The sequence below is a fragment of the Klebsiella ornithinolytica genome, from assembly GCF_030505655.1.
GTDB classification, from domain to species: domain Bacteria; phylum Pseudomonadota; class Gammaproteobacteria; order Enterobacterales; family Enterobacteriaceae; genus Klebsiella; species Klebsiella ornithinolytica.
Genome location: NZ_CP130153.1, coordinates 590707 through 605922, shown reverse-complemented (window position 1 = coordinate 605922; position 15216 = coordinate 590707). Strand labels below are relative to the sequence as shown.

General features: G+C 57.2%; 18 protein-coding genes. 9 read left to right on the top strand and 9 right to left on the bottom strand.

Translation table 11 applies throughout. From position 1 onward, the window contains the following. Nucleotides 1–17: 17 nt before the first annotated feature. The 4 genes from Q1L34_RS02910 to dolP are packed head-to-tail and all read left to right on the top strand — an operon-like array spanning nucleotide 18 to nucleotide 3668. Nucleotides 18–2126, top strand: a complete 2109-nt coding sequence (locus Q1L34_RS02910) for a penicillin-binding protein activator (RefSeq protein WP_004868017.1) — start codon at nucleotides 18–20, stop codon at nucleotides 2124–2126. Continuing rightward, nucleotides 2084–2470, top strand: a complete 387-nt coding sequence (locus tag Q1L34_RS02905) for a YraN family protein (protein WP_004868021.1) — start codon at nucleotides 2084–2086, stop codon at nucleotides 2468–2470. The genes Q1L34_RS02910 and Q1L34_RS02905 overlap by 43 nt, the downstream gene beginning before the upstream one ends. A gap of 22 nt (nucleotides 2471–2492) precedes the next feature. After that, a complete protein-coding gene (diaA, locus tag Q1L34_RS02900; RefSeq protein WP_004868024.1) occupies nucleotides 2493–3083 on the top strand; it encodes a DnaA initiator-associating protein DiaA in 591 nt (196 codons plus the stop codon). A gap of 9 nt (nucleotides 3084–3092) precedes the next feature. Beyond that, nucleotides 3093–3668, top strand: a complete 576-nt coding sequence (dolP, locus tag Q1L34_RS02895) for a division/outer membrane stress-associated lipid-binding lipoprotein (protein ID WP_004868028.1) — start codon at nucleotides 3093–3095, stop codon at nucleotides 3666–3668. Between the two features lie 81 nt (nucleotides 3669–3749). Here the strand turns inward: dolP and Q1L34_RS02890 are convergent, their stop codons facing one another. From Q1L34_RS02890 to Q1L34_RS02880, 3 genes are all read right to left on the bottom strand, one after another. Further along, nucleotides 3750–4787, bottom strand: coding sequence for a permease (locus tag Q1L34_RS02890; protein ID WP_004868030.1), 1038 nt, complete (start codon nucleotides 4785–4787; stop codon nucleotides 3750–3752). A gap of 47 nt (nucleotides 4788–4834) precedes the next feature. Next, nucleotides 4835–5479, bottom strand: a complete 645-nt coding sequence (locus Q1L34_RS02885; protein ID WP_015585665.1) for an NAD(P)H-binding protein — start codon at nucleotides 5477–5479, stop codon at nucleotides 4835–4837. 92 nt (nucleotides 5480–5571) lie between these two features. After that, entirely contained in the window at nucleotides 5572–6009 is a 438-nt protein-coding gene (locus tag Q1L34_RS02880) for a YhbP family protein (protein WP_004868037.1), read from the bottom strand. A 55-nt stretch (nucleotides 6010–6064) separates the two neighbouring features. Between Q1L34_RS02880 and Q1L34_RS02875 the strand changes: the two genes are divergently transcribed. Beyond that, nucleotides 6065–6349 (top strand): GIY-YIG nuclease family protein, encoded by a 285-nt coding sequence (locus tag Q1L34_RS02875; protein ID WP_004868040.1) that lies wholly within the window; start codon nucleotides 6065–6067, stop codon nucleotides 6347–6349. Here the strand turns inward: Q1L34_RS02875 and Q1L34_RS02870 are convergent. Further along, the gene (locus Q1L34_RS02870) at nucleotides 6336–6839 is read right to left on the bottom strand and encodes a GNAT family N-acetyltransferase (RefSeq protein WP_004868043.1); all 504 of its coding nucleotides are present in this window, start codon (nucleotides 6837–6839) and stop codon (nucleotides 6336–6338) included. The two genes, Q1L34_RS02875 and Q1L34_RS02870, sit on opposite strands and share 14 nt — an antisense overlap. Further along, on the bottom strand, nucleotides 6833–7357 hold the full coding sequence (gene ubiT, locus Q1L34_RS02865) for a ubiquinone anaerobic biosynthesis accessory factor UbiT (RefSeq protein WP_327204350.1): 525 nt from the start codon (nucleotides 7355–7357) through the stop codon (nucleotides 6833–6835). The genes Q1L34_RS02870 and ubiT overlap by 7 nt, the downstream gene beginning before the upstream one ends. A gap of 221 nt (nucleotides 7358–7578) precedes the next feature. On the opposite strand from ubiT, the gene ubiU reads away from it, so the two are divergent. The 4 genes from ubiU to Q1L34_RS02845 all read left to right on the top strand — a co-directional run bounded on the left by ubiU (nucleotide 7579) and on the right by Q1L34_RS02845 (nucleotide 10822). Continuing rightward, nucleotides 7579–8574, top strand: coding sequence for a ubiquinone anaerobic biosynthesis protein UbiU (gene ubiU / locus Q1L34_RS02860; protein WP_004868047.1), 996 nt, complete (start codon nucleotides 7579–7581; stop codon nucleotides 8572–8574). An 8-nt stretch (nucleotides 8575–8582) separates the two neighbouring features. Next, nucleotides 8583–9461: a U32 family peptidase gene (locus Q1L34_RS02855; protein WP_015585664.1), complete on the top strand. Its 879-nt coding sequence runs from the start codon at nucleotides 8583–8585 to the stop codon at nucleotides 9459–9461. Nucleotides 9462–9603: 142 nt separating this feature from the next. Then, on the top strand, nucleotides 9604–10611 hold the full coding sequence (locus tag Q1L34_RS02850; RefSeq protein WP_004868051.1) for a luciferase-like monooxygenase: 1008 nt from the start codon (nucleotides 9604–9606) through the stop codon (nucleotides 10609–10611). Between the two features lie 4 nt (nucleotides 10612–10615). Beyond that, nucleotides 10616–10822 carry a hypothetical protein gene (locus Q1L34_RS02845; protein WP_165551408.1) on the top strand — a complete coding sequence of 69 codons (207 nt, stop codon included), beginning with the start codon at nucleotides 10616–10618 and terminating at the stop codon, nucleotides 10820–10822. Here the strand turns inward: Q1L34_RS02845 and mtr are convergent. From mtr to nlpI, 4 genes are all read right to left on the bottom strand, one after another. Next, the gene (gene mtr, locus Q1L34_RS02840) at nucleotides 10797–12041 is read right to left on the bottom strand and encodes a tryptophan permease (RefSeq protein ID WP_004868052.1); all 1245 of its coding nucleotides are present in this window, start codon (nucleotides 12039–12041) and stop codon (nucleotides 10797–10799) included. The two genes, Q1L34_RS02845 and mtr, sit on opposite strands and share 26 nt — an antisense overlap. A 142-nt stretch (nucleotides 12042–12183) precedes the next feature. Next, nucleotides 12184–14151, bottom strand: coding sequence for a DEAD/DEAH family ATP-dependent RNA helicase (locus Q1L34_RS02835; RefSeq protein WP_004868054.1), 1968 nt, complete (start codon nucleotides 14149–14151; stop codon nucleotides 12184–12186). Next, on the bottom strand, nucleotides 14144–14224 hold the full coding sequence (yrbN, locus tag Q1L34_RS02830; protein ID WP_099001532.1) for a protein YrbN: 81 nt from the start codon (nucleotides 14222–14224) through the stop codon (nucleotides 14144–14146). Before yrbN ends, Q1L34_RS02835 begins: the two co-directional genes overlap by 8 nt. A 102-nt stretch (nucleotides 14225–14326) precedes the next feature. Continuing rightward, nucleotides 14327–15211: a lipoprotein NlpI gene (nlpI, locus tag Q1L34_RS02825; protein ID WP_004868058.1), complete on the bottom strand. Its 885-nt coding sequence runs from the start codon at nucleotides 15209–15211 to the stop codon at nucleotides 14327–14329. Between the last annotated feature and the right edge of the window lie 5 nt (nucleotides 15212–15216).

Below are 15216 nucleotides of genomic sequence, written 5' to 3'. Positions count from 1 at the left end.
AATATCACTGGATACATATGGTACCGTCAACATTTCTTCGTTCTAAACCCGCGCGTTGTCTGCCCGTACTGCTGGCTGCTTTGATCTTCGCTGGCTGCGGCACCCATACCCCGGATCAAAGCACGGCGTTTTTACAGGGTACGGCACAGGCAGATTCCAGTTACTACCTACAGCAAATGCAGCAAAGCTCGAATGATAGCAAGACCAACTGGCAATTACTCGCCATTCGTGCACTGTTACAGGAAGGCAAAAAGCAGCAGGCCATCGACCTGTTCAACCAGCTGCCCTCTAATCTCAACGGTACCCAGGCCCGCGAGCAATCTCTGCTGGCCGTCGAAGTGAAGCTGGCACAGAACGATTTCCAGGGCGCTCAGGCGCTGCTGAGCAAGCTCGATCCGGCAAACTTCGAGACGAATCAGCAGCCGCGATACTGGCAGGCGCAGATTGATGCCAGCCAGGGCCGTCCGTCAATTACGCTGCTACGTGCCCTGATCGCCCAGCAGCCGCTGCTGAGTCAGCCGAAACAACAGCAGCAGAATATCGACGCGACCTGGAAAGCGCTCACCTCAATGACCCAGGATCAGGCTAACGCGCTGATCATCAATGCCGATGAAAACGTCCTGCAGGGATGGCTGGATCTGCAACGCATGTGGTTTGACAACCGTAACGATCCCACCCTGCTCAAAGCCGGCGTGAAAGACTGGCAAACCCGCTATCCGCAGAACCCTGGCGCGAAAATGCTGCCAACGGCGCTGGTGAATATGCAAAATTATAAACCGGCCTCAACCAATAAGATCGCCCTCCTGCTGCCGCTCAACGGCCAGGCCGCCGTCTTCGGTCGTACCATCCAGCAGGGTTTTGAAGCGGCGAAAAATGGCGCGCCGACCGTCACCGGAAACGCCGTTCCTGCCCAGGTTGCGCAGGCCGCCAGTGTCGCCAGCAGCGACGTCGTGAGCCCTTCACAGGCCGAAGTGGGTGACCTGACCTCAACCAATACCGCGCCGGTCCCTGTACAGGCGCCAGAGGCCGATCGGGCGCCGGCTCCGGTCACTGCGCCGACCGCCACTCAGGCTGCCGCGGTGCCGGAGCAGTCAGCCACCAGCGACGCCACCGCCACAACCGCGCAACCTGCGGTCAGCGCACCGCAGACCCAGCCGGTTGCCACCACTCCGGCCAACCCTTCGGCTGAACTGAAAATTTACGACACCACCACGCAACCAATGAGTCAGCTGCTCGCGCAGGTACAGCAGGATGGCGCCACCCTCGTCGTCGGCCCGCTGCTCAAGGATAACGTCGAGGATGTCATCAAGAGCAATACCTCGCTCAACGTACTGGCGCTGAACCAGCCGGAGAAAGTCGAAAATCGCGCCAATATTTGCTATTTCGCTCTCTCCCCGGAAGATGAGGCCCGTGACGCGGCGCGCCATATTCACGATCAGGGCAAACAAACGCCGCTGCTGCTGGCGCCTCGCGGCGCGCTCGGCGATCGCGTGGTGAACGCCTTCGCCAACGAGTGGTTAAAACTGGGTGGCGGAACCGTCCTGCAGCAGCGCTTTGGTTCCGCTTCTGAGCTGAAATCCAGCGTCAACAGCGGTATCTCTCTGAGCGGTACGCCCGTTTCTACGCTGCCGTCAGCGTCTGACAGCAGCCTCGGCAACCCGGAAGATGTCCCGGTCAGCAGTAGCGGTGGCGTCGACGCCGCCTGGATCCTGGCGACGCCGGAACAGATTGCCTATATCAAACCGATGATCGCCCTGCGCAACGGCAGCCAGAGCAATGTCACCCTGTACGCCAGCTCCCGTAGCGCCCAGGGCACTGCCGGTCCGGATTTCCGCCTGGAGATGGAAGGTTTGCAGTATAGTGAGATCCCGATGCTGGCCGGCAGCAACCCGGCGCTGATGCAGCAGGCGCTCTCCGCCGTGCGCAACGATTACTCACTGGCTCGCCTGTATGCAATGGGCGCGGATGCCTGGTCTCTGGCTAACCATTTCGCCCAGATGCGCCAGACGCCGGGCTTCGAGCTGAACGGTAACACCGGCGATCTGACGGCCACGCAGGACTGCGTGATCAACAGGAAATTGTCATGGCTCAAGTACCAACACGGACAGATCGTCGCAGCCAACTAACCAAACAGACCGGAGATGCCTGGGAAAACCAGGCTCGCCGGTGGCTGGAAAGCCGGGGGCTGCATTTTATCGCCGCCAACGCCCGTGAGCGGGGCGGTGAGATTGACCTCATCATGCGCGATGGCGCGGTAACCGTTTTTGTGGAAGTGCGCTATCGGCGCAGCGCAAGCTACGGGGATGCCGCCTCCAGCGTCACGCAAAAAAAACAACAAAGACTCCTCCAGGCTGCTCGCCTGTGGCTCTCCCGGCAGAATGGGAGCTTTGACACTGTGGATTGCCGTTTCGATGTGGTAGCCTTCACCGGAAACGACATCCAATGGCTGAGAAACGCCTTTGGCGAATAGCGTAAATGAATTAAGGGATCCCGTGCTCGATAGAATTAAAGCCTGCTTTACTGAAAGCATTCAAACCCAAATTGCAGCAGCGGAAGCTCTCCCGGATGCCATCTCCCGTGCGGCCTTGACCCTGGTACAGTCGCTGCTCAATGGCAACAAAATCCTCTGTTGTGGCAATGGCACCTCTGCCGCCAACGCACAGCATTTTGCTGCCAGCATGATTAATCGTTTTGAAACAGAGCGTCCTGGTTTACCCGCCATTGCACTAAATACCGATAATGTGGTCTTAACCGCAATTGCCAACGATCGCCTGCATGACGAAATCTACGCCAAGCAGGTTCGCGCGTTAGGCCACGCAGGTGATGTTCTGCTGGCCATTTCCACGCGCGGCAATAGTCGGGACATCGTGAAAGCCGTTGAAGCTGCCGTCACCCGCGATATGACCATCGTCGCACTCACCGGCTACGACGGCGGTGAGCTGGCTGGTCTGCTGGGCCAGCAGGATGTCGAAATCCGCATTCCGTCTCATCGCAGCGCGCGAATTCAGGAAATGCATATGCTCACCGTTAACTGCCTGTGCGATTTGATTGATAACACGCTTTTTCCACACCAGGACGATTAAGGAGAACACATGAAGGCTCTCTCGCCCCTCGCCATCATTCTTTCTGCGCTACTGCTACAAGGATGCGTTGCCGCAGCGGTAGTCGGAACGGCAGCTGTCGGCACCAAAGCCGCCACGGACCCGCGTACGGTCGGTACTCAGGTTGATGACAGTACGCTGGAACTGCGCGTCAACAGCGCGCTGTCGAAAGACGAGCAAATTAAGAAACAGGCGCGGATTAACGTTACCGCCTATCAGGGCAAAGTCCTGCTGACCGGTCAGTCTCCGGTGGCGGATCTCTCCGCGCGCGCGAAACAAATCGCCATGGGCGTCGAAGGCACAACGGAAGTCTTTAACGAAGTGCGTCAGGGCCAGCCGATTGGTTTAGGTACCGCCTCTTCCGATACCTGGATTACGACCAAAGTGCGCTCTCAGCTGCTGGGCACCGATCAGGTCAAATCGTCAAACGTTAAAGTAACGACCGAGAATGGCGAAGTGTTCCTGATGGGTCTGGTCACGGAGCGTGAAGGTCGTGCGGCGGCAGATATCGCCAGTCGGGTAAGCGGCGTATCGCGTGTGACCACCGCCTTTACCTATATCAAGTAAGTCCCCCAAATAGTCCCGGCTCGCGCAATGCTGAGCCGGGTGACGAACCGGGCAAGGCGTTAGCCGCAGCCCGGGATTTCCTCAGAGTAACGCCAGTCCGCCAACCACCGCGCCGCATAGGGCCACCAGCCCACCGGTCAGCCACAGCGCTTTCGCCGGAAAAGCCTTACGCAACATAATCAACGACGGCACGCTGACCGCAGGCAGCGTGATGAGTAGCGCCAACGCCGGGGCAAACCCCATTCCCGCCAGCATCATGGTTTGGACGATAGGGATCTCCGCCGCGGTAGGGATGACAAACAGACAGCCGGCTATCGCCATCGCCACCACCCAGAACAGGGTATTCCCCACCACGCCATCGGCATGCGGGAACAGCCAGACACGTGCCGCCCCCAGCACCAGGACCGCCAGAATATAGACCGGGATAGTATTCCAGAACAGGGTCCAGAGTGCGCTCAGCCAGCGGGTGAAAAAAGGCCCCTGTGCGGTACCATCGACAGCCGGAAGATCTGACGGTTGCGTTGCCGCCTCTTTGACCCATTTTTGCACCAGCGTCGCCACGATTAACACCGTTGCCAGCCCGGCAGCCAGGCGAATCAACGCAAACTGCCAGCCCAGCACAAAGCCCATAAACACCAGCGTTGCCGGATTCAGCAGCGGGTTGCCCATCCAGAACGCCAGCGCGCCGCCCATCGATACCTGCTGCTTACGCATCCCCGCCGCAACCGGTGCGGCGCAGCAAGTACACATCATACCAGGCAGAGAAAACAGCACCCCTGAGAGCGTACCGCGAAATCGCGATTGGCCCAGCGTACGCAGCAGCCAGTCGCGCGGGATCAGCACCTGAATCAGCGAACCGAGCAGGACGCCCAGCACCGCCGCTTTCCACACCGCCAGGAAGTAGACCACCGCGTAGTCCCATGCCGCTTTTAGCGGGTTGGCGTCGGCCTGGGCCAGGATCGATTTACCGATACTGTGCGTTTCTGCGGCCGTAAACGCCTTGCCATAGTAAGGCTGCCATTTGACGAACCACAGGCCAACGATAACAACGAGAAAAAAGAGTGCGGGCTTCCACCATTGAAACGGTGACGCCGCCTGAGATGAAGACTGACCAGCCATAGCATTCCCCAGGAAAGATGTGGTGATATGATGTGAAGCGCAGAATACTACGCTTCGCTGGCCGCAATTTCACGCAGTTTTGCCGATGGCAGAATCGTCACGCCTTCCCGGCCAGGGGTCAGCGCTTCGCTCAGCATCGCTTGCGCCACCTCATGGGCATGGATAGATTTCCAGTTTCCCGGCAGCAATCGGAATAATGGCGCCAGCACCGCTTCATTTGCCCTTTTTTGCTCTCGATCGCCCAGCAGCATCGACGGGCGCAAAATCGTCAGACGCGTCCACGGCTGCGCACGCAGCGCCTCTTCCATTTCGCCTTTAACGCGGTTGTAGAAGAACATCGAATGCGGATTGGCCCCCATCGCGCTGACCACCAGCATGTGCTTCGCGCCCAGCCGGAGCCCGGTGAGCGCCGTATCCACCACCAGCTGGTAGTCAGCCTGAATGAAGGCGGCTTTGCTGCCCGCGTCTCGCAGCGTGGTCCCGAGACAGCAAAACACGATATCAACAGGGTCAACAACCTGCGCCAGCGCATCGCTCAGCTCAGGCGCGTGGGGATTTAGCACCCCCTCTGCGTCCGCCAGCGGGCGGCGGGTCGCTGCGGTTATCGCCGCAATGTCCGGCGCCTCGATCAGCATTCGAAGTAAGTGCCCACCAACTAATCCGGTAGCCCCTGTTATTAGCACCTGACTCATTATGCCCCCTGAAAAATCAGCCCTTCAGCGGCGGATGCCGCGGTAACAAGAGTATGCGGGAAATGTGAGACTCTGCACGCCCGTGCGGGCTTTCACTCGCTATCCGGGTGACGTAGCCAGTGTAACTTGGTGCCAAACCCCAGCGTGTTATCGGTGAATTTGAGCTCATCCGGGCGGATTTCCCAGACCGGCGCACGCAGCATCCTGGCGATCGGAAAGCGGCTGACGTACCGCGCGCGCATCGTCTCTTCCTCGTGACCTGAAAGACGACGAATTTCACCTTTGAACTGGACGCCGCGAATACGGGCAACGGTTTTCGGCTGGCCATTGACGGTGCCGGCGACCTTTGCGCGCAGGCCGGTCATCTGCCCGTGGCGGGTACTGTCATCACTCAGGAGATAGAAGGCGACGTTTTGCGAGTCATACACATAGAACGCATTGGCGCACCACAGCTCTCCGTCGCTGGCAACGCACCAGCTAATCACATGCTGTTTGCCAAGCCAGCGGCTGATAGCAGCAAGCGTATCCATCTTTACTCTCCGGTATGTTATGGTGCAACTACCTTAACATACCGATCTTTCTACCGTGCGCTGGTTTCTCTATCTGATACGTACCGCCGATAATCGCCTTTACACCGGGATCACTACCGATGTTGCACGCCGTTTTTGTCAGCATCAGGATGGCAAGGGAGCAAAAGCATTGCGCGGAAAAGGCGAACTACAGCTGGCGTTCAGCCAGGAAGTTGGTGAACACTCACTTGCGCTACGACTGGAGTATCGCATCAAGCAGCTAACGAAGCGCCAGAAAGAGCGCCTCGTTGCCGGAGATGGTTCTTTTGAGACTCTGCTGGAGAGCCTCAGAGGCGGTTAAAGCGATCGCAGTACTCTACCAGCCCATGCACCCCTTCCAGCGCGTCATCGGCCAACGGGCGCACCTGGAACGCCTCGCCGGTATCCGGCCAGCGGCAACGCAGATCGAAGCGGGCAGCCGGCTCAAAGCCGAGGCGGCCGTAGAAGGCCGGCTCGCCCAGCGTCACCACTGCGGCATAGCTAAACTCATTCAATGAATCCAGCCCTTCGTAGACCAGCTGGCTGCCGATTCCCTGGCCGCGATAGTTTTCATCTACCGCCAGCGGCGCCAGTCCGACCCACTGCAGCTCTTCGCCTTCAACGGAGACCGGGCTGAAGGCGACATAGCCAATAACCTGCCCTTCATCATCTGTCGCCACCACGCCCAGCGTGATCAGGCCGTCTTCACGTAAATCGTGCACCAGCTGCGCTTCGGCATCGCTGCCAAACGTACGGCGCAGTAACGCGTCGATTCCCGGTGCATCAATCCCAATTTCAACTCGAATCAGCATGCCTCACCTACCGATGTCTGTTCAGGTTTCCGCGGGCCGTTCAGCCCCGCTTCAACAAAGTCAGCCAGCTGCAGCATCATCACGCGCAGCGCTTTTGGCATCTGCTCCAGCTCAATGGCATCCATCAGGTTTTTTACATACAGCCCCAGCTCAGTATCACCTTCGATGACCAGCCGACGCTGGAAGAACAATGTATCCGGATCCTGTTTACGCGCGGCGATCATCAGCAGATCGCTGGCATCGGCGCTGAAGCTCACATCCGCTTCGGCCGTAGCGCTGACCACCAGACGCCCTTCGCTCACCGAGGTATACCACAGCAAACCGATATCACGCACATTAATACTTAACCAGCGGCCTTCGAGAAAATCCAGTTCGCCCTCTTCCAGAGCCTGACGAAACTGCCAGCTTAATACCTGCTCCAGCACCTGGCGCTTGAGGGCAAAAGGCGCCAGCTTAACCGGCACGCTCATCAAAGACGGGCCAAAGTGGACCAGCCGGGAACGCAATTTATCCAACACAAGCCTTACTCCATGAAAGCAATAGTTCCGCTATTGTGCCATATCAAATAAACGACATAGCGGCGTAAATCAACAAAATCACCACAACGGGTACCAATTATTGGCGCCGCCAATACGCTTTTAACTGCCTCAAATCAAAAATTGTCACCAGAAGGTTAACTAAAATCCCTGCTCATTAACCCTATCAGCGTCCCTACGGGCCGCATTTTTCAGGAAAAATTATGGAGCTGCTCTGCCCAGCCGGCAACCTTCCGGCACTTAAGGCGGCCATCGAAAACGGTGCCGACGCCGTCTATATCGGGCTGAAAGATGACACCAACGCCCGCCACTTTGCCGGCCTTAATTTCACCGAAAAGAAACTGCAGGAGGCCGTTAGCTTTGTGCATCAGCACCGTCGTAAGCTGCATATAGCGATCAACACCTTTGCACATCCTGACGGTTATGCCCGCTGGCAGCGTGCGGTAGACATGGCGGCACAGCTGGGCGCGGATGCCTTAATCCTTGCCGATATCGCCATGCTGGAATACGCCGCAGAGCGTTATCCACATATTGAACGCCACGTTTCGGTACAGGCGTCGGCAACCAACGAAGAGGCGGTGCGTTTCTATCATCGCAATTTCGATGTCGCCCGCGTTGTGCTACCGCGCGTGCTGTCGATTCATCAGGTAAAACAGCTCGCCCGCACGACGCCGGTTCCGCTGGAGGTCTTCGCCTTCGGCAGCCTGTGCATCATGGCAGAAGGCCGCTGCTACCTCTCTTCTTACCTGACCGGCGAATCGCCGAATACCGTCGGCGCCTGTTCACCTGCGCGCTTTGTCCGCTGGCAACAAACGCCGCAGGGTCTCGAGTCACGCCTCAACGAAGTGCTGATCGATCGCTATCAGGATGGTGAAAATGCGGGTTACCCGACGCTGTGCAAGGGTCGCTATCTGGTAGATGGCGAGCGCTATCATGCGCTGGAAGAGCCAACCAGCCTGAATACGCTGGAGCTCCTGCCGGAACTGATGGCGGCAAATATTGCGTCGGTGAAAATTGAAGGTCGCCAGCGCAGCCCCGCCTACGTCACCCAGGTGGCGAAAGTATGGCGCCAGGCGATCGATCGCTGCAAAGCCGATCCGCAAAACTTTATTCCGCAATCCGCATGGATGGAGACGCTCGGTGCCATGTCCGAAGGGACACAAACCACCCTTGGCGCCTACCACCGTAAATGGCAGTGAGAAAAGTAATGAAATATTCATTAGGGCCGGTGCTTTACTACTGGCCGAAAGAGACGCTGGAAGATTTTTACCAGCAGGCCGCACGATCCAGTGCTGATACGATCTATCTGGGCGAAGCCGTATGCAGCAAACGCCGCGCCACCAAAGTGGGCGACTGGCTGGAGATGGCGAAAGCGCTGGCGGGCAGCGGTAAGCAGGTGGTGCTCTCCACGCTTGCGCTGGTGCAGGCCTCTTCCGAACTCAACGAGCTGAAGCGCTATGTCGATAACGGTGAATTTCTGATCGAAGCCAGCGACCTTGGCGTCGTCAATATGTGCGCAGAGCGCAAACTGCCTTTCGTCGCCGGACATGCGCTCAACTGCTATAACGCCGTCACCCTGCGTCTGCTGCGTAAACAAGGAATGATACGCTGGTGCATGCCGGTTGAGCTGTCTCGCGACTGGCTGGTGAACCTGCTCGCCCAGTGCGAAGAGCTCGGTCTCCGCGACCAGTTCGACGTGGAAGTCCTGAGCTACGGCCACCTGCCGTTGGCCTATTCCGCTCGCTGCTTTACCGCACGTTCCGAAGATCGCCCGAAAGATGAATGTGAGACCTGCTGCATCAAGTACCCGAACGGGCGCAGCGTGCTGTCCCAGGAAAATCAGCAGGTGTTTGTCCTGAACGGTATTCAGACCATGAGCGGCTATGTCTATAACCTCGGCAACGAACTGGCGTCGATGCAGGGGCTGGTCGATATGGTGCGCCTGTCACCGCTGGGTAACGATACCTTTGCTATGCTCGATGCCTTCCGCGCCAATGAAAACGGCGCCTCGCCGCTGCCGCTGATCGCCAACAGTGACTGCAACGGTTACTGGAAACGACTGGCCGGGCTGGAACTGCAGTCCTGAAAATAGCTCGCTTTGTTAACAGCATGCTTCGTCTTTTCATGCAGTATGAAAGCTGCAGCTTTTCTGGCTGGCGCTCGCTGAATGCGCCAGGCTGGAAGAAGACCTTCAATCTGATGACGATGCTGTAACAAAGTGAGCCTTTATGACTGACAAATCTATTCCGTTCTCGGTGCTCGATCTGGCACCGATCCCCGAGGGTTCTTGCGCCAAAACGGCCTTCTCACACTCTCTGGATCTCGCTCGCCTGGCTGAAAAACGCGGCTATCATCGCTATTGGCTGGCGGAACATCACAACATGGTTGGCATTGCCAGCGCCGCAACATCGGTGCTTATCGGCTATCTGGCGGCGAATACCACGACGCTGCATCTGGGATCCGGTGGCGTGATGTTACCCAACCATTCACCGCTGGTGATCGCCGAACAGTTCGGTACGCTCAATACCTTGTATCCAGGACGTATTGACCTGGGGCTTGGCCGTGCGCCGGGCAGCGACCAGCGGACGATGATGGCGCTCCGCCGCCATATGGGCGGGGATGTTGATAACTTCCCGCGCGATGTCGCCGAACTGGTGGACTGGTTTGATGCCCGCGATCCCAATCCGCACGTGCGCCCGGTTCCCGGCTACGGAGAGCAGATCCCGGTGTGGCTGTTAGGCTCCAGTCTGTACAGCGCACAGCTGGCGGCACAGCTTGGGTTGCCCTTTGCCTTCGCGTCGCACTTTGCGCCGGATATGTTATTCCAGGCGCTGCATCTCTACCGCACCCAGTTCAAACCGTCCGAGCGCTTAGCGAAACCGTACGCCATGGTATGTATTAATATCATCGCCGCCGATAGCAACCGTGATGCCGAATTCCTGTTCACCTCGATGCAACAGGCATTCGTGAAGCTGCGTCGCGGCGAAACCGGTCAGCTCCCGCCGCCGGTGGAAAATATGCATCAACTGTGGTCCGCCTCAGAACAGTATGGAGTACAGCAGGCGCTCAGCATGTCGCTGGTAGGGGATAAAGCCAAAATCCGCCACGGACTGGAGTCCATTTTGCGGGAAACCCAGGCCGATGAGCTGATGGTGAACGGCCAGATCTTCGATCATCAGGCGCGCCTGCATTCGTTTGATTTAGCGATGCAGGTAAAAGAGGAGTTGCTGGGGTAGTTTTTTGCCGGATGGCGACGGCGTCTTATCCGGCCTGCTCGCTTCGGTAGGCCCGGTCAGCGTCGCGCCACCGGGCATTCTGGCTCTGCGTTGGTTAGATCGCTTTTTGCCGGATGGCGGCGGCGTCTTATCCGGCCTGCTCGCTCCGGTAGGCCCGGTCAGCGTCGCGCCACCGGGCATTCTGTTTACTGGTAAACAGGCAACAGATTAAAGCTCGACAGGAAATGCACGATGATGTTACCGGCACCAAACAGCAGAATCAGCACAATCATCGGCGTTCCGCCCCAGACACGAAACTGTGGGCTACCGAAGCGCTTACGCGATGCGCGGGCCAGCAGCGCCGGGACAATCGCCGCCCAGACGGTTGCGGCCAGACCGGCATAGCCGATGGCATACAGGAAACCATTGGGCTGCAGCAGGCCGCCAATGATCGGTGGAACAAAGGTCAGAAGCGCGGTCTTAAAACGGCCGAGAGCAGAATCATCAAACCCAAACAGGTCCGCCAGGTAGTCAAACAGTCCCAAGGTGACCCCAAGGAAAGAGCTGGCAACGGCGAAGTTCGAGAACACCACCAGCAGCAGGTCCAGACTACGGCTGTTGAGCACCCCGCTCAATGCCTGTACCAGCACATCTATGTTACCGCCCTTCTGCGCGATGCCGATAAACTCAGGGCGTGGAATGTTGCCCATCGTCACCAGTAACCAGACGACATACAGCCCGAGGGCCAGCAGCGTACCGTACACCAGGCAGCGGATAATGGTCCGGGGATCTTTGCCATAATACTTCATCAGGCTCGGTACGTTACCGTGATAGCCAAAGGAAGCCAGGCAAAACGGCAGCGTCATCAACAGGTACGGCGTGTAGGATGCATTCTTTTCGGCGACGTTAAACAGTGTCGTCGGCTCAACGTGCCCCAGCAGACTTCCAAAGGTCAGGAAGAAGGTAATAACCTTCGCTCCCAGTACGATTGCCGTCATTCGGCTCACCGCTTTGGTACTCAACCAGACGATAAAAGCCACCAGCAGCGCAAAGCCAAAGCCCGCAGCCCGCGCCGGCACATTCAATGAAAGCTCCGCGAAGGTATGGTGCAGTATGGAGCCGCTGGCCGAGATATAGGCGTAGGTCAGGATATAGAGCACAAAAGCGATCGACAGGCCGTTGACCAGATTCCAGCCTTTACCCAGCAGATCTTTCGTGATGGTGTCGAAGCTGGAGCCAATGCGGTAGTTCAGGTTCGCTTCCAGAATCATCAGTCCGGAATGGAGCATGCAAAACCAGGTAAAGATCAGCGCAGCCAGCGACCAGAAGAACCACGCACCGGACATGACCACCGGCAGCGAAAACATGCCTGCGCCAATGATGGTCCCGCCGATTATCACCACGCCGCCAAACAAGGACGGTCGGGTTGCCGTAGTGGTAAGTGTCGCCATTTGCCGAAATCTCCAGTCATTCATGCTTTTCGTTGTTAACGCGCAGCACTGTACCAGTACACGAGTACAAAAGAAATAAAAAAAGCCCCAATCATTACGATCGGGGCTGTATTATTTACTTTACGCTAGCGGAGTGCGCTAATTACGCATCGCCACCGAAACGACGACGGCCAGCGGAATCATCACGGCGCGGAGCCGCAGCGGCATCATCACGACGCGGAGCACGAGCACCGTCACGACGTTCGCCGCTGAAACGACGACCATCACCACGGCCGCCTTCGCGACGCTCACCACCACCGAAGTTGCGGCCGCCTTCACGACGTTCGCCACCGAATGCGCGACCGCCTTCACGGCGCTCACCACCGCCACGACGTTCGCCGCCACGGTCCGGACGCGGCTGAGCATCGCCCAGCAGCTGCATGTTCATCGGCTTGTTCAGGATGCGAGTACGAGTGAAGTGCTGCAGAACTTCGCCCGGCATGCCTTTCGGCAGTTCGATCGTGGAGTGGGTACCGAACAGCTTGATGTTACCGATGTAACGGCTGCTGATGTCGCCTTCGTTAGCGATAGCGCCAACAATATGACGAACTTCAACGCCATCATCGCGGCCCACTTCAATGCGATACAGCTCCATATCGCCCACGTCACGACGTTCGCGCTTAGGACGATCTTCACCGCTACGCTCCGGACGGTCGCCACGCGGACCACGGTCGTTGCGGTCGCCACGGCGCTCGAAACGATCGTCACGGTCGCGGAATTCACGCTTAGGACGCATCGGTGCATCCGGCGGCAGAATCAGCGGACGTTCGCCCTGAGCCATTTTCAGCAGAGCTGCGGCCAGAGTTTCGATATCCAGCTCTTCACCTTCAGCAGACGGCTGGATTTTCGCCAGCAGCGCACGGTACTGATCCAGATCGCTGCTTTCCAGCTGCTGCTGAACTTTAGCGGCAAATTTTTCCAGGCGGCGTTTGCCCAGCAGTTCTGCGTTCGGCAGTTCTACTTCCGGAATCGTCAGCTTCATGGTGCGTTCGATGTTACGCAGCAGGCGGCGTTCACGGTTCTCAACGAACAGCAGCGCGCGGCCAGCACGACCCGCACGACCGGTACGGCCGATACGGTGAACGTAAGACTCGGAGTCCATCGGGATATCATAGTTAACAACCAGGCTGATACGCTCAACGTCGAGGCCACGAGCCGCAACGTCGGTCGCAATCAGGATATCCAGACGACCATCTTTCAGACGCTCCAGAGTCTGCTCACGCAGCGCCTGGTTCATGTCGCCGTTCAGCGCGGCGCTGTTGTAGCCGCTACGCTCCAGCGCTTCAGCCACTTCCAGGGTCGCGTTTTTGGTACGAACGAAGATAATCGCCGCATCAAAATCTTCCGCTTCCAGGAAACGCACCAGCGCTTCATTTTTACGCATACCGTAAGCAGTCCAGTAGCTCTGGCTGATGTCCGGGCGAGTCGTGACGCTGGACTGGATGCGCACTTCCTGCGGCTCTTTCATAAAGCGGCGGGTAATGCGACGGATCGCTTCCGGCATGGTGGCAGAGAACAGAGCGGTCTGATGACCTTCCGGGATCTGCGCCATAATCGTTTCTACGTCTTCGATGAAGCCCATACGCAACATTTCGTCAGCTTCATCCAGTACCAGACCGCTCAGTTTAGAGAGATCAAGAGTACCGCGCTTCAGGTGGTCCAGCAGACGACCCGGGGTACCCACAACGATTTGTGGTCCCTGGCGCAGAGCACGCAGCTGCACGTCATAACGCTGGCCGCCGTAAAGGGCTACCACGTTTACGCCGCGCATATGTTTAGAGAAGTCCGTCATTGCTTCAGCGACCTGTACCGCCAGTTCGCGGGTCGGCGCCAGCACCAGAATTTGCGGTGCTTTCAGCTCAGGATCAAGATTGTTCAGCAGCGGTAAAGAGAACGCTGCGGTTTTACCGCTACCCGTCTGGGCCATACCCAGAACGTCGCGGCCGCCCAGAAGATGCGGAATGCACTCAGCCTGGATCGGAGATGGTTTTTCGTAACCCAGATCGTTAAGCGCTTCAAGGATGGGAGCCTTCAGGCCCAGATCTGCAAAAGTGGTTTCGAATTCAGCCATGTAGTACGTGTGCCTCAAAATTAATGGCGGCCAGTCTACATAACTCAACGTGAAAATTTAGAGTAATTTTCATTGAAAAGTGTGAACCGGCTCAAAGTAGGTGTATTAACGAACAACAACGCCCTCACCCGTTAAGGTGATGGCAAACAAAAAAATGGGCTGATGTGTTCGTCAGCTATTGCTGGTCCGATTCTGCCAGGTCATCTTGCTCCTGGCCCAAGAGCGATAATTCCAACAATGCGTATCGGTGCTCAACGTAGTTGTGAACGTTGTTTGCGACCGCCAGTTTGAACAGTGCCGTAGCGCTGTCCTTGTCCCCCAGACTTAGGTAGTACTTACCTAAATAGAAGTTGGTTTCACTGAGATGCTCAGCGAGCGAGGTGTTATCCGTTGCGTCTGCCTTCAAACGGTCCATCAACGTTTTTTCGTTGATGTCGCTAAGGTAGAACTCGACAATGTTCCATCCCCATTGTTCTTTATCCGATTTGTCGAAGCGCTGTTTCAGTGCTTCAAGCGCCTGCTTCTCGTCGAGTTTACGCTCAGCGAGGTAAAGCCACAGGCTACGGAAAGGATCATTGGGATCGTCTTGATAAAACGCCAGCAGATCATCTTGCGCTAACTTAGCGCGACCGCCGTAATAAAGGGCGATACCGCGATTTAAGTGCGCGTAGTTGTAAGTTGGATCAAGCTCAAGTACAGAATCAAACGCTTCATAGGCAGCATCAAAATTGCCTGCCTGCGTTAAATAAATGCCTAAGTAATTGAATACTTCAGGCATATCAGGTCGGATTGCCAACGCTTGTGAAAAATCATTTCGCGCTAATGCCCTCAGACCGAGACTATCATACAACACTCCGCGCTCATATAAAAGCTGTGCGCGTTCGTCATCGGTTAAAGCCCGACTGGCAAGAATTTGTTCCATGCGCGCCAGAATCACTTCTTGCTGCAAAGTCGGTTGCAATGGCACCGCGAGGACTGCGTCCTTACGCCAGGCAGAGTTGCTGCATCCTGCCAGCGTGAGAGCTGTCGCCACGAAACACCAGCGCAAAAAAGGCTTCATTTCCC